The sequence below is a fragment of the Streptomyces sp. NPDC056061 genome (assembly GCF_042266885.1).
Taxonomy (GTDB): Bacteria; Actinomycetota; Actinomycetes; order Streptomycetales; family Streptomycetaceae; genus Streptomyces.
Map to the genome: position 1 here is coordinate 324,567 of NZ_JBHJWQ010000005.1, position 13,317 is coordinate 337,883.

The following is a 13,317-nucleotide window of genomic DNA, read 5'->3' on the forward strand; positions in this document are numbered from 1 at the left end:
TCGTGCGGCGGAATGCGGGGGAGCGGGCGGGGCGGCTCATCGGTCCACCCGCACGGCGGTGCCGGCGAGTTGGTCGGAGAGCTTGCGGACATCGGCGTCGACCATGATCGCGGCGAGTTCCCGCGCTCTCACCGCCGGTTTCCAGCCGAGCTGTTCCTCGGCCTTGGCGGCGTCGCCGATCAGGGCATCGACCTCGCTGGGACGCTCGTACTTGGCGTCGTGACGCACGTGTTCGCGCCAGTCCAAACCCGCGTGCGCGAAGGCATACTCCAGGAACTGCCGCACGCTGACGCCCTCCCCGGTGGCCACCACGTAGTCGTCCGGGGTGTCGCGCTGGAGCATCCGCCACATCGCGTCCACGTATTCGGGGGCGTAGCCCCAGTCGCGCACGGCGTCGAGATTGCCCAGGTACAGATGGGTCTGCAGACCCGCCTTGATCCGTGCCACCGCACGCGTGATCTTCCGGGTCACGAAGGTCTCGCCGCGACGCGGGGACTCGTGGTTGAAGAGGATCCCGTTGACGGCGAACATGCCATAAGCCTCACGGTAGTTGACCGTAGCCCAATACGAATAGACCTTCGCGACGCTGTACGGACTGCGTGGGTGGAACGGCGTGTTCTCGTTCTGCGGCGGTGGACTCGCGCCGAACATCTCGGACGACGACGCCTGGTAGATCCGGGTGTCCACACCGCTCGCGCGGACCGCCTCCAGCAGCCGCATCGTGCCCAGTCCGGTGATGTCGCCCGTATACAGCGGAGCCTCGAAGGAGACGCGCACATGCGACTGCGCGCCGAGGTTGTAGACCTCGTCCGGCCGGATGTCGCGCAGCAGATTCACCAGCGCGACCCCGTCGGCCAGGTCCGCGTGGTGCAGTACGAACGACCTGTCCTCCTGCTCGGGGCCCTGGTAGATGTGATCGATCCGCTCCGTGTTGAAACTCGACGACCGGCGTATCAGTCCATGGACCGTGTACCCCTTGCCCAGCAGCAACTCGGACAGGTACGAACCGTCCTGTCCCGTCACGCCGGTGATGAGCGCGGTCTTCGTCATACGTCCCCCACTGTCTTCCGCCCGAAGGGCTGTCCGTCCACACCGATGTCTCCCGCCGATTCCGGAATCGGCGGATCTGCGGCACAACGTCACCGCGTCCCGCTGCTGCTGGCACAATCCGGGCCATGACGACTGACCCCACCGGTCCATCCCGGGAAGCCGCCCGCCCCCTGCTGCGTCCCGGGGCGCGCATATTCGTCGCGGGCCACCGCGGTCTGGTCGGCTCCGCGGTGGTGCGCCGCCTCGCCTCCGCCGGGTACGAGGTGATCACCCGCGGCCGCGACCGCCTCGACCTGCGCGACACCGAGCGGACCGGGGCCTTTCTCCGCCGGGCCCGCCCGGACGCCGTGGTGCTGGCCGCCGCCAGGGTCGGCGGAATCATGGCCAACCACACCTACCCGGTGCAGTTCCTGGAGGACAACCTGCGCATCCAGCTGAGCGTCGTCGCCGGCGCGCACGCGGCCGGGACCGACCGGTTCCTCTTCCTCGGCTCGTCCTGCATCTACCCTCGCGACGCCCCGCAGCCGATCCCCGAGGACGCCCTGCTCACCGGGCCGTTGGAGGCCACCAACGAGGCGTACGCGCTGGCCAAGATCGCCGGGCTCGTGCAGATCCGCTCCTACCGTCGCCAGTACGGCGCCTCGTACATCAGCGCCATGCCCACCAACCTCTACGGGCCCGGCGACAACTTCGACCCGGAGACCTCGCACGTCCTGCCCGCACTCATCCGCCGTTTCCACGAGGCGCGGCGGGACCGGGCGCCCGCGGTCACGCTCTGGGGCTCCGGCGGTCCGCGTCGCGAGTTCCTGCACGTCGACGATCTTGCCACCGCCTGCCTGCTGCTGCTGGAGCGCTACGACGGCGAGGACCCCGTCAACATCGGATGCGGCAAGGACCTGAAGATCGCCGAATTGGCCGAAATCGTAAGAGAAGTGACGGATTATCAGGGAAGGATCGAGTGGGACGCGTCGAAGCCCGACGGCACCCCGCGCAAACTGCTCGACACCACCCGGCTCACCGCCCTGGGGTTCACCCCGCGGATCTCCCTGCGCGACGGGATCGCCGCCACGTACGCCTGGTGGCGGGAGCAGCCCACCACCCGGTCGTGAGCGGAGCCGAGGTACCGGACGGGCCGGGGCGGTCGCCGTCGCGCGACGACCGGCCGTCCGGCGGACGGCCCCGGCCCCGCAGCGGCCCGGCACGGTGCGCACGGCCGCCCGCCGCCCTCAGTACGCCCCGCGACCGTCGGCCACGGCGCGCAGCGTACGGGCCATGAGGCCGAGGTCGGTGGCGACGGTCCAGTTGTCGACGTACCACAGGTCGAGCGAGACGGTCTCCTGCCACGACAGGTCCGAGCGCCCGCTGACCTGCCACAGACCGGTCAGCCCCGGCCGGACCGCGAGCCGTCTCAACTCGTGTTCGGCGTACCGCGACACCTCGTCGGGCAGCGGTGGCCGCGGGCCGACCAATGACATGTCGCCGCGCAGCACATTGACCAGTTGCGGCAGTTCGTCGAGGGACGTGCGGCGCAACAGGCGGCCTATTGCGGTCACCCGTGGGTCGCGGCGCATCTTGAACATCGGACCGTCGTTCTCGTTCGCCGCGGCCAGCCGGTGCCGTCGGCGCTCCGCGTCCACCACCATCGTGCGGAACTTCCACATGGTGAACGGGCGGTTGTTCAGCCCCTGGCGGATCTGGCGGTGGAACGCCGGTCCGTCGGAGCCGAGCCGCACCGCCATCGCTATCAGGAGCAGCACGGGTGCGAGGACCAGCAACCCGAGCGCCGCGCCGGTGCGGTCCACCACCGTCTTGAGGAGCGTCTGGGGACCCCGGCGCAGCGGCGGGGCGATGTGCAGCAGGGTCAGCCCGGCGGCCGCGGTCGGGCGCACCCGGTCGGCCGCGATCCCCGTGAGTTCCGACAGCACGGACAACGGGAGGCCGCCGTCGTGCAGACCCCAGAAGAGCCGGCGCAACCGCTCCTCGGAGAGCCGGGGCCCGGGTACCACCAGTGCCAGATCCACGTCGTGGGCGAAGGCCGCGCCCAGTACCGTCGACACGTCGTCGTCGGCGGGCGCCGGTGCGAGCCTGCCGGGTACCCGTAACCCGCACTCCAGCGCCGCGGTCCCCACCGGCACCGCCGCCACGACCGCGTAGGGGTGGTCCGCACGGGAGCCGAGCACCCGTACCGCGCGTTCCACCCCCGGGGCCTCGCCGACCACCAGTACCCGGCGGGCGGTCCGCCGACGCCGGCCCGCCCGGGGCAGCCACCGCAGGAGCGGGCCGACCGGAAGTCCGGGCAGCAGGGCGAGGACGGCGGTCACGGGCTCGACCCGGTCCCCGGTCACGGTCTGTCCCACGGCGAGCAGTCCGACGAGCAGCAGCCAGTCGCCGATCGTGCTCAGCGGCTCCGGCGGATGCGCCTCGGCCCGGAGCGCGTACCGGCCGCGTGCGGCGCGTACGCCGGCCCACGCCAGCGCCGCCAGGACCGCCGCCACCACGGCCCTCGGCTCCCCGCCGGACCGGAGGACGAGCCACGCCGGAAGGCCGAGTCCGAGAAGTTCGGCACCGACGAGAGCGGGCACACGGCGGTCGGTCCGCCGCTTCGCCGTGACCGTTCCCCGGCGTCCGCGCGACGCGCCCGGAGCGTCCCGCGGTGGAACACGTTCCTCGCCGCGAGGCCGAGGGGGAACAGCCCGCGGACGAGGCGTGCCCGCCAGCTCCATGGGCCCTGATCTGTCCGAATCGGGTAGCTCGACATGCCCCATGAACCCCCCAGTCACAGTCGCATCTCCACAAACGGGGCGCATCCGTCGATCCCATGAACTGACGGATGCGCCCTCGCTCGCTGCACGATATCCACACACATGGCATTTCGCTGGAGTTCCGGTGAAGTTCAGACATGCGCACGGACTGGGAAGTCGTCCCGTTCCGTACGGGAATCCGGCATCCGGTGTCACCTGTTCGGATGCGAGGGCCGTCGGGGCCGGATGACGCGCGAACCTGAACCACATCTGCCGCATGGTTCCATCAACCGGTGCGTCCCGGGAGACGGCCCGGTGGTATCCGGGCGAACGGGCCCGCCTCAGAGGCTGCCGTGTTCGTCCTCGGGCCGCGACGGCCAGGCGGCGTTCTCCCTGCCCGGCGCCAGCCGCTCCACCACGTCGGCGAGTTCCTCGCATGCCTGCTCGATTCTCCGCCGGATGTTGCTCTGTTCGGTGACCACGGCCGCGAGCAGCAGCGCGGTCAGGGCCACGCAGCCGTTGAACACGGCGAGATTGACCATCACATGGAGCACGCTGTGGCCCACGAACGGGCCCACCCCCTGCACCCCCGCGACCGCGGCCATCACCGACACCAGGAACGCGCACGGCGCGCTCCCCGCGAGCTGGAAGCGCAGCGCCGCCCAGACGAGCAGCGGGAAGACGAGATAGATCATCTCCAGTGAGGTTCTGGTGGCCACCAGCGAGACCGCCACGGCCGCGACTCCCAGCAGGCACGCCTCGCCCCACCGGTCGTCCGCCCGGGGCATCCGCGCCGCGCGCACCGTCAGCAGCAACGGGGTGACGACGAGGACCCCCATCGCGTCGCCCGACCACCAGGCCGTCCAGACCGGCCAGAATCCGCGCAACGGCAGATCGTCGTCCACCACCAGCATGCAGGTGCCCACGGTCGCGCTGATCGTCATGCCCACGAGAGCACCGAGGAAGACCAGCACGAAACCGTCGCGCAGCCGGTCCAGTTCCCGTCGGAAGCCGGCCCTGCGGAGCATCAGGTACGAGCAGACCGGCGCCAGGGTGTTGCCCGCCACGACGACACAGGTGAGGACCGAGACGGAGTCGCTGAGCGTGGAGACGACGCACAGCGAGCCCAGCGCGATGCCGGGCCAGACCCCCGGGCCCAGCAGGATGAGGGCGCTCAGCGCGATGCCCGTCGGGGGCCAGAGCGGGGTGACCGCCGCACCGTGGACGGCCACCCCGGGGATCAGCCCGAGCCCGCCGGAGGCGTAGTAGGCGGCGGCGACGGCCAGGGAGCGCAGAGCGGCAGGTCCGGTACGTCTGGTTCTCTCGCTGCGGATCACGCATCTCATCAGACACCGGCCCGGACGGGTGACGCCCGAGTGACACGCTCGGCGCCAGCCCGGTCGTCAGTCCCGGCCGGGTACGGCCCCGTGGCGCAGGACGAGAACGGCGGCGTCGTCCTCGTGCCCGGTCCGCTCCGCCGTGCGCAGGACCGCGTCGGCGAGCTCACCGGCCTCCGCGGTGCCCCGGACGGCAACCAGCCGCATCACCGCGTCCAGCCCCCGGTCGATGGGGTACGAGGGTCCTTCGACCACACCGTCCGTGACCAGTACGAACGCCCCGGGGCCGGTCAGCCGCCGCCGGGTGACGGGGTAGCGTTCGCCCGCCCGGATCCCCAGCGGCAGACCGCCCTCGTCCGTGGTCAGCCCGGACCGGCCGTCCGCCGTGCCCCACACCGCCGCCACGTGCCCGGCGCGGGCGCTGTGGAGTTCCTGGGCAACCGGGTCCAGGCGCACGAACGTGCAGGTCGCGAAGAGGCCGGAGTCCACGGACAGCAACAGGTCATTGGTCCGGCCGACGATCTCTCCGGGGTCCGCGGCAGTGGCGGCCATGGCCCGCATCGCGATGCGGACCTGGCCCATGAAGGCGGCCGCCTCGACATCGTGGCCCTGGACGTCCCCGATGGCGAAGGCCAGCGCGCCGTCCGGCAGCACGAAGCCGTCGTACCAGTCGCCGCCGATGTCCAGCCCGCTGCGGGCCGGTGCGTACCGGGCGGCGGTTCGCAGCCCCGGGCAGTCGGGCAGCGACGAGGGGAGCATCTCGCGTTGCAGTGCCTCGGCCAGTTCCACCCGCGCCCGCTGCAGCTCCACCTCACGGCGTGCCCGTGAGGTGAGCTGTTGCAGAGTGGTGAGCAGTTCGCCGGCGCTCGCCGAACGGGGAGGACGACGCCGGTTCATGGCCGCTCCGCACTCGGTGGAAGTGACATCACGCATCCTATTTCGACGTCGTGCTCCCCGCAGGGCGAACAGGCGCGGGTCCCGCCGCCGCGGACGGGCCCCCGGCGCGCGGCACGGCGGGCGGACGCGCCCGTGCGGGGGGATGCTGTTGACAGGACCGTGTCGTGACCGGCGCACCGAGTCCGGGCGCGGTCGCAGGAGGTGCGCGATGACTCGCACGCTGGAATGGAACGTCCGCGTCGGGCTGTCCGAGGAGGACGGTACGACCAGGGCCGAGGCGGTGCTGGACACCGGCTCCGGGAGAGTCGTTGGACACGGGGTCGCCCGCTGCAATCCGCAGGACGTGGACATCCCCGTGATCGGTGACGAGCTCGCGGCGAGCCGTGCCATGAAGGACGTCGCCGTGCAGTTGATGAAGGCCGCCGACCAGGAACTGGAGTCGGCGGGGGCGGGGCCCCCGAGCGGCCCGGTGGCGCCACCGTACGCGTGGTCCGACACCTCGGTCTGAGCCGCCACCGGCCGGGCCCGCGGCCGACGGGACGGTGGCCCGGACCATGGGGCCCGGTGCTCGCCCCGCGCGGTCCGGGCCCGGCGGTCTCAGCCGCCCGCCCCGGCGTGCCGCGCGACGATCCCGGCGGCGTCCGTGCCGCGGGGCAGGACCCCGTACTGGTGGCCGCGGTCCGCACCGAGCCGGGCGGCGACGAACGCCTCCGCGCTCCGCGCGGGCGCGTGACGCAGCATCAGCGACGACTGGAGGGCCAGCGCCATGCCCTCGACCGTCGCCCGGGCGCGGGTCTGTGCGGCGAGCGGGTCGCGCAGGTCCTCGGCCAGTTCCCGGCGCAGTCGACGGACGTGCGCGTCCAGGACCGCGTCGGCGCCGGCCGTGGTCTCCAACTCGGCCCAGAAGGCGTCCAGGGAGCGAGGGGTCCTGGCGATGCCGCGGAGCACGTCGAGGGCGATGACGTTGCCGGAGCCCTCCCAGACCGCCATCACCGGCTGCTCGCGATAGCGCCGGGCCAGCGGCCAGTCCTCGGTGTAGCCGTTGCCGCCCAGACACTCCAGCGCCTCGTACGCGTGGTGCGGGCCGCGCTTGCAGATCCAGTACTTGGACACCGCGGTGGCCAGCCGCCGGAACATCTCCTCCGACTCGCCGCTGTCCGCCTCGTACGCGTGGGCCAGGCGCAGCGACGTCCAGGTCGCCGCCTCCGCCTCCAGCGCCAGATCCGCGAGGACCGCGGTCATGGCGGGCTGGTCGACCAGCCGGGCCCCGAACGCGTCGCGGTGCCGCGCGTGCCAGATCGCCTCGGACACCGACTCGCGCATACCGGCGGTGCTGCCCAGCACGCAGTCGAGCCGGGTGTGGTTGACCATCTCGATGATGGTGGGGACCCCGCGCCCGGGCTCGCCGACCCGCACCGCCCAGGTGCCGTCGAACTCGACCTCGGAGGAGGCGTTCGACTTGTTGCCCAGTTTGTTCTTCAACCGCTGGATCCGGATGGTGTTGCGGGTGCCGTCGGCCAGTACCCGCGGCACGAGGAAGCAGGTGAGCCCGGCCTCGGCCTGTGCCAGGACCAGGAAGGCGTCCGACTGCGGGGCGGAGAGGAACCACTTGTGGCCGGTCAGCAGGTGGGCCCGGCCCGCGGGGTCGGAGGGCAGTGGGACGGCCCGGGTGGTGTTGGCGCGGACGTCGGAGCCGCCCTGCTTCTCCGTCATCCCCATGCCGAACGTCAGCCCGGACTTGTCGGCGGGGGCGATCGGCCTCGGGTCGTAGGAGCGGCTGAACAGGCCCGGCAGCCAGTCCCGTCCCACCTCCGGATCGCGCCTCAGCACCGGGACCACGGCATGGGACATGGACATCGGGCAGGCGTGGCCGGGTTCGACCTGGGCGAACAGCATGAACGACGCCGCCCGTGCCACCGCCGCCCCGGGCTTCGGGTCGGCCCAGCCGGCGGTGTGCGTGCCGTGCCGTACCGCGGCGCCGATGACCTCGTGGTAGGCCGGATGGAAGTCGATCTCGTCCACGCGGTGGCCGTAGCGGTCGTGGGTGCGCAGCACGGGCGGCGACGTGTGCGCCTGCTCGGCGTTCGCCCGGAACCGTTCGGACCCGACCAGGGCGCCGATGTCGTGCAGTTCCGGCTCGTGCCAGGCGGCGCCGAAGGCGCGGACGGCCTCGGCGAGCGGAAGGTTGGCGCCGTACTCGTCGAGGCCGGTGCGGGGCGGTGCCTGGTTGGTGACCTCGTGGGTGGGGTGCGGCGCGGGCGCGCCGGGCCGGAGCCCGGGGCGCTGCGGGGTGACGGTCATCGCGGGTTCCTGTCCTGGTCGGTGGGGCGGATGACGGGGGCGGGGGCGGTCGGTCGGGCGGGGGCGGCGCCGACCGCTCTCAGGCACAGTGCGGTGAGGGATGCGACGACCGGTTCCGGGTCGGTTCGCCCACCGACCGGCGACAGCGGGCCGAGCAGGGCCTCGCCGACCGCACCGATCACTGCGGCCGCCGACAACTGTGCGTTCTGCACAGGGAGTTCACCGGATTCCACCCCGGCGGCGACGATCGACTCGGCGAGAGCGTGATAGCCGCGCCGAAAGGTCAGCCGCTCCTGTTCGACGTGCGGATCGACAGGTTCGGCCAGCAGCGCCCACGCGGTGCGCGGGGTGCGCAGCGCACGACGGGAGAAGACCTCGACCAGGGCGCGCAGCTGTTCGGCGGCCCCGGTCCGGGCCCCGACCGCGGTGCGCACCGCGGCAAGCTCGTGACCGGCCACATGGCGGAAGACGGCGGCGAGCAGCTCCTGTTTCGAGGCGAAGTGGTTGTAGACGCTGCCGGTGGCGACGCCGGCCCGGTCGGCGAGCGCGGAGATGCTCGCCGCCGCGTACCCGCCCTCGGCCAGCAGCGCCCGTGCGGCGTCCAGCAGTCGCTCGCGGTGAGCGAGCCGGGTCGCCTCGGTGCGGGCAGTGGGACGGTAGGCCATGATGATCTGAACCTCGATTCATATCTTCACCTGGGTGCACTCAACCACGGTCGCCCGCGCGGGGCAATGGGGCTGCGGCGACCGCGGACTGCCACTCGTGCCCGTGTCGTGCCGCCCGGACCGGGGTGTGTCGCCGCGTGCGCGTCCGCGACCGGGCGCCATCGGTGCGCCCCGTTCTACCTGCGGCTGCGCGGCAGCGACGGCAAGCGGCACGGAAGGGGATTCCTCGGCGCGGCGATCGACCCGCACGGCCCGCTCCCGCACGAGCCCGGCAGGGGCAACCCGTGGCTCGACACCTGGTTCCACACCAACCCGGTCTTCGTGGACGTGGTGCGCTGACCCCGGACCGGCGAGCCGGGGAGCGGGGCGGCGCGACCCCGCCGGGCGGGCCGGAGCCGCGTCGCGCGGCTCCGGCCCGTCCTCAGGCGTCCAGAGCGGCGGAGACCACCGCCCGGGCCTCCTCCTGCACCCGGCCGAGGTGGTCGGTTCCCAGGAACGACTCGGCGTAGATCTTGTAGACGTCCTCGGTGCCCGAGGGGCGGGCGGCGAACCAGGCGTTGTCCGTGGCCACCTTGATGCCGCCGATCGGCGCGCCGTTCCCGGGGGCCTCGGTGAGCACCGCCGTCACCGGTTCACCGGCCAGGGTGTCGGCGGTGACCTGCTCGGCGGAGAGGCGCGCGAGCACCGCCTTCTGCGCGCGGTCGGCGGGGGCGTCGATCCGCGCGTAGGCCGGTTCACCGAACCGGGAGGCCAGTTCCCGGTAGCGCTCGGACGGCGTCCGGCCCGTCACCGCGAGGATCTCCGAGGCGAGCAGCGCCAGGACGATGCCGTCCTTGTCGGTCGTCCACACCGACCCGTCGCGGCGCAGGAACGAGGCTCCCGCCGATTCCTCGCCGCCGAAACCGAGCGAACCGTCGGCGAGTCCGTCGACGAACCACTTGAAGCCGACCGGCACCTCCACCAGTTCCCGGCCGAGACCCGCGGCGACCCGGTCGATCATTCCCGAGGAGACCAGCGTCTTGCCGACCGCCGCGGTGGCGGGCCACCCCTCCCGGTGGGAGAAGAGGTAGTCGATGGCGACGGCAAGGTAGTGGTTCGGGTTCATCAGCCCGGCGTCGGGCGTCACGATCCCGTGCCGGTCGGCGTCGGCGTCGTTTCCGGTCGCCAGGGAGTACCGGTCGCGCTGTTCGATCAGCGAGGCCATCGCGTGGGGCGACGAGCAGTCCATCCGGATCTTCCCGTCCCAGTCCAGCGTCATGAACCGCCAGGTGGGATCGGTCAGCGGATTGACCACGGTCAGGTCCAGCCGGTGCTGCTCGGCGATGCGGCCCCAGTACGCGACCGACGCGCCGCCGAGCGGATCGGCACCGATCCGCACCCCGGCCGAGCGGATCGCGTCCAGGTCGAGCACGGAGGGCAGGTCCGACACGTAGCCGTCCAGGAAGTCGTACGTCCCCGTGGTCGCCGCCGCCCGTGCCCGCGCGTGCGGGATGCGGCGCACGTCCTTCATGCCGGCGGCGATGATCTCGTTGGCGCGCTCCTGGATCCAGCCGGTGGCCTCGGAACCGGCCGGGCCTCCGTGGGGCGGGTTGTACTTGAACCCGCCGTCGCCGGGCGGGTTGTGGGACGGCGTCACCACCACACCGTCGGCGAGGCGCGAGGTACGGCCCCGGTTGTGCGTGAGGATCGCGTGCGACACCGCGGGCGTCGGGGTGTACCCGTCGGCCGGATCGACGAGCACCGTCACGTCGTTGGCGGCGAACACCTCGACGGCGGTGATCCGGGCCGGTTCGGACAGCGCGTGCGTGTCGGCGCCGAGGAAGAGCGGACCGTCCGTGCCCTGCCGCGCCCGGTACTCGACGATCGCCTGGCTGGTGGCGGCGATGTGGTCCTCGTTGAACGCCGTGGCCGGCGACGACCCGCGATGGCCGGAGGTGCCGAAGGTCACCCGCTGACCCGGCTCGGCCGGATCCGGGTGCAGCGTGTAGTACGCGGTCACCAGGCGGGCCACATCGGTGAGATCCTCCGGCCGGGCCGGCTGCCCGGCTCGTTCGTGCGGCATGTGCCATTCCTCCGTGTCGGTCGGTCGTTGCGGACTTCCGCCCCGTCATCTTCGCGGGTGACGCACACCGGGCCGCCGCCGCCCCGCCGCCGCCCCGCCGCCGCCCCGCCGCCCGGGCGGCGGGTGAGGACGCGCAGGCCGCCGGGGCCGGGCCGAATCCCGTGGAGCCGCCGCCGGCACCGGCGCAGGGTGCGCCACGATGACGAACTGCCCGCCGCGCGGCGGGCGAAGCGACGGCTTCCGGCCGAACGGGAGGAGGACCGCTCGGTATCGGACGAATCCGCGACGGCCGGCACGGTACGGCTGCGGCGGGCCGCGCCCGAGGATGCGGAACTGCTCACCCGGCTCTTCCCGGAGTCCCGGGCCTTCTGCGAGCGGCACGGATTCACCGGGATCGGGTTCGACGACGGCGAACGCAACGAGGAGGGGGAACCGGACGTCAGGCACCGGTGGATCACTGACGGCTGACCGCTTTCGGCCGACCGCTGATGGCTGACGGCGTCCGCGCCGGGGGTGCCCGCCCGGCGTGCCCGTCCCGGTGGCCCGTCCCCCGGAACGCCCGTCCGGCGGGTCGCCGCCGACGCCGGGGCGGCCGCGGACGGGGAACGGGCACCCGCCACGGGTGCCGGCAGGATCGCGAGCCGGCCGGGGGTGCGGCAGAGTGGGCGCATGGACGACTTGTTTGCCCTCGCCGAGGAGCATCTGAAGGCGGCGCGCTCCTCCGCGCACGGACGCAGTGCCCACCGCCTGCTCCACGAGGAGCCCCTGCGCCAGACCGTCATCGCCCTCACCGCGGGCACTGCCCTGGACGAGCACAACGCCCCCGCCGCGGCCTCCCTCCAGGTGCTCCGCGGCAGGGTACGGCTCACTGCGGGCTCGGGGAACGTGGAGCTGGGCACCGGACGGCTCCAGCCCATTCCGCAGGAGCGGCACGGGCTGTTGGCGCTGGAGGACGCCGTGGTGCTGCTGACCACCGTCAACGAATGACGGCCGTCGTCGCGGGCTCACCGGTGCCCGCCGTCCGCAGCCGCTCCAGGACCCACAGGGCCAGGCTCCCCGCGGCCAGCGCCGCGCCCAGCAGGCACACCCCGTTCCAGCCCGCCCGCGACCAGACCACCGAAGCGAGCACGGCCCCGGTCGCACCGCCCAGGAAGAACAGCGTCATGAAGCCGGAGTTGATCCGGTTGCGGGCCTCGGGGCGCAGTGCGTAGATCACGTTCTGGCAGCTGTTGAGCCCGGCCTGCTGGGCGATGTTCAGCGAGACCACCCCGACCGCCAGCCAGGGCAGGGACGACTCGCCGGCCAGCAACGGCAGCCACGAGAGGGTCAGCAGCGCGGTCGCGGTCCCCGACACCACCTGTACCCGCCCGCGGTCGCTCAGCCGGGCGGCGACGTTCATGCCCATCACACCGATGACGCCCAGCAGCCCGAAGAGCCCGATGGCGGCGGCGTTCCAGCCGAACGGTGACCGGGTCAGGAGGAAGGTCAGCGCGGTCAGCTGCACGCTGTACGAGGCCATCGAGAAGGCACCGATGGCCGATCGCCAGCGCAGCAGGGGCTCCTGCCGCAGCAGCGCCAGGGTCGAGCGCAGCAGCCCGGTGTACGAGGTCAAAGCCGCCTCGTGGGAGCGGGGCAGCCGCGGCAGCCGGGTGTGCAGGAGTACCGCCATCACGACCATGAGCAGGGCGTTCACCCCGTACGCGGTCCGCCACCCGCCCAGTTCGGACAGGGCGCCGGAGGCCAGTCGGCCGACCAGCCCGCCGAGCAGCACCCCGGACATGACGAGCCCGACGACCCTGGCGCGTTCCTCCGGGGCCGCGAGGGTGGCCGCGAACGGAACCACCACCTGTGCCCCCACGGAGGTCAGTGCGACGAGCAGGGTCCCGGCGATCAGCAGCGGACCGTTCGGCGCGACGGCCGTCGCCAGCAGGAAGAAGGCGGTGAGCGCGAACAGGCACACGGCCAGCCGCCTGCGCTCCAGCACGTCCCCGAGCGGCACGAGCAGGATCAGGCCCAGCGCGTAACCGGCCTGGGCCGCCGTCACGATCAGGCCCGCCGCGGTCACGCCTATGTGCAGATCGCGCTCGATGACGTCGAGCAGCGGCTGTGCGAAGTAGTTGCCGGCGACCGAGAGCCCGGAGGCCAGGGCCATCAGCAGCACCGGGCCGCGCCCGGTCGCGGGGGAGTCGGTGGACATACGGGACGGGACCCGGTCACGGGTCCCGCCGACGGAGGGGGAAAGTGCCATGTCCCTCAGCGTCCTG

The 13,317-nt window shown here is 72.7% G+C and carries 13 protein-coding genes; 5 read left to right on the plus strand and 8 right to left on the minus strand.

All coding sequences use genetic code 11. From position 1 onward, the window contains the following. Positions 1-36 precede the first annotated feature (36 nt). Complete coding sequence (gene gmd / locus ACFC79_RS11375) at positions 37-1,050, minus strand: GDP-mannose 4,6-dehydratase (RefSeq protein WP_376238191.1); 1,014 nt, start codon at positions 1,048-1,050, stop codon at positions 37-39. A gap of 125 nt (positions 1,051-1,175) precedes the next feature. Here gmd and ACFC79_RS11380 point away from each other — a divergent pair, with 125 nt between their 5' ends. Beyond that, a complete protein-coding gene (locus ACFC79_RS11380) occupies positions 1,176-2,159 on the plus strand; it encodes a GDP-L-fucose synthase family protein (protein WP_376238194.1) in 984 nt (327 codons plus the stop codon). A 117-nt stretch (positions 2,160-2,276) separates the two neighbouring features. Here ACFC79_RS11380 and ACFC79_RS11385 read toward each other — a convergent pair whose 3' ends face one another. From ACFC79_RS11385 to ACFC79_RS11395, 3 genes are all read right to left on the minus strand, one after another. After that, positions 2,277-3,773, minus strand: coding sequence for an exopolysaccharide biosynthesis polyprenyl glycosylphosphotransferase (locus tag ACFC79_RS11385; protein WP_376238195.1), 1,497 nt, complete (start codon positions 3,771-3,773; stop codon positions 2,277-2,279). 359 nt (positions 3,774-4,132) lie between these two features. Then, positions 4,133-5,128 (minus strand): MASE1 domain-containing protein, encoded by a 996-nt coding sequence (locus ACFC79_RS11390; protein ID WP_376238198.1) that lies wholly within the window; start codon positions 5,126-5,128, stop codon positions 4,133-4,135. Between the two features lie 66 nt (positions 5,129-5,194). Further along, positions 5,195-6,025 carry a PP2C family protein-serine/threonine phosphatase gene (locus ACFC79_RS11395; protein WP_376238201.1) on the minus strand — a complete coding sequence of 277 codons (831 nt, stop codon included), beginning with the start codon at positions 6,023-6,025 and terminating at the stop codon, positions 5,195-5,197. A 208-nt stretch (positions 6,026-6,233) separates the two neighbouring features. Here ACFC79_RS11395 and ACFC79_RS11400 point away from each other — a divergent pair, with 208 nt between their 5' ends. Further along, on the plus strand, positions 6,234-6,533 hold the full coding sequence (locus ACFC79_RS11400) for a DUF1876 domain-containing protein (RefSeq protein WP_376238204.1): 300 nt from the start codon (positions 6,234-6,236) through the stop codon (positions 6,531-6,533). A gap of 89 nt (positions 6,534-6,622) precedes the next feature. Here the strand turns inward: ACFC79_RS11400 and ACFC79_RS11405 are convergent, their stop codons facing one another. Both ACFC79_RS11405 and ACFC79_RS11410 read right to left on the minus strand, forming a co-directional pair. After that, positions 6,623-8,326, minus strand: a complete 1,704-nt coding sequence (locus ACFC79_RS11405; RefSeq protein ID WP_376238206.1) for an acyl-CoA dehydrogenase family protein — start codon at positions 8,324-8,326, stop codon at positions 6,623-6,625. Continuing rightward, complete coding sequence (locus ACFC79_RS11410) at positions 8,323-8,991, minus strand: TetR/AcrR family transcriptional regulator (RefSeq protein WP_376238209.1); 669 nt, start codon at positions 8,989-8,991, stop codon at positions 8,323-8,325. The genes ACFC79_RS11405 and ACFC79_RS11410 overlap by 4 nt, the downstream gene beginning before the upstream one ends. Before the next feature lie 108 nt (positions 8,992-9,099). Between ACFC79_RS11410 and ACFC79_RS11415 the strand changes: the two genes are divergently transcribed. Next, the gene (locus ACFC79_RS11415; RefSeq protein ID WP_376238315.1) at positions 9,100-9,330 is read left to right on the plus strand and encodes a hypothetical protein; all 231 of its coding nucleotides are present in this window, start codon (positions 9,100-9,102) and stop codon (positions 9,328-9,330) included. An 82-nt stretch (positions 9,331-9,412) separates the two neighbouring features. Here the strand turns inward: ACFC79_RS11415 and pgm are convergent, their stop codons facing one another. After that, positions 9,413-11,053 carry a phosphoglucomutase (alpha-D-glucose-1,6-bisphosphate-dependent) gene (gene pgm / locus ACFC79_RS11420; protein WP_376238212.1) on the minus strand — a complete coding sequence of 547 codons (1,641 nt, stop codon included), beginning with the start codon at positions 11,051-11,053 and terminating at the stop codon, positions 9,413-9,415. 189 nt (positions 11,054-11,242) lie between these two features. Between pgm and ACFC79_RS11425 the strand changes: the two genes are divergently transcribed. Both ACFC79_RS11425 and ACFC79_RS11430 read left to right on the plus strand, forming a co-directional pair. Then, on the plus strand, positions 11,243-11,521 hold the full coding sequence (locus ACFC79_RS11425; protein ID WP_376238214.1) for a hypothetical protein: 279 nt from the start codon (positions 11,243-11,245) through the stop codon (positions 11,519-11,521). Between the two features lie 201 nt (positions 11,522-11,722). Beyond that, entirely contained in the window at positions 11,723-12,040 is a 318-nt protein-coding gene (locus ACFC79_RS11430) for a cupin (RefSeq protein ID WP_376238217.1), read from the plus strand. Here the strand turns inward: ACFC79_RS11430 and ACFC79_RS11435 are convergent. Continuing rightward, a complete protein-coding gene (locus ACFC79_RS11435; RefSeq protein WP_376238220.1) occupies positions 12,030-13,301 on the minus strand; it encodes an MFS transporter in 1,272 nt (423 codons plus the stop codon). The two genes, ACFC79_RS11430 and ACFC79_RS11435, sit on opposite strands and share 11 nt — an antisense overlap. Between the last annotated feature and the right edge of the window lie 16 nt (positions 13,302-13,317).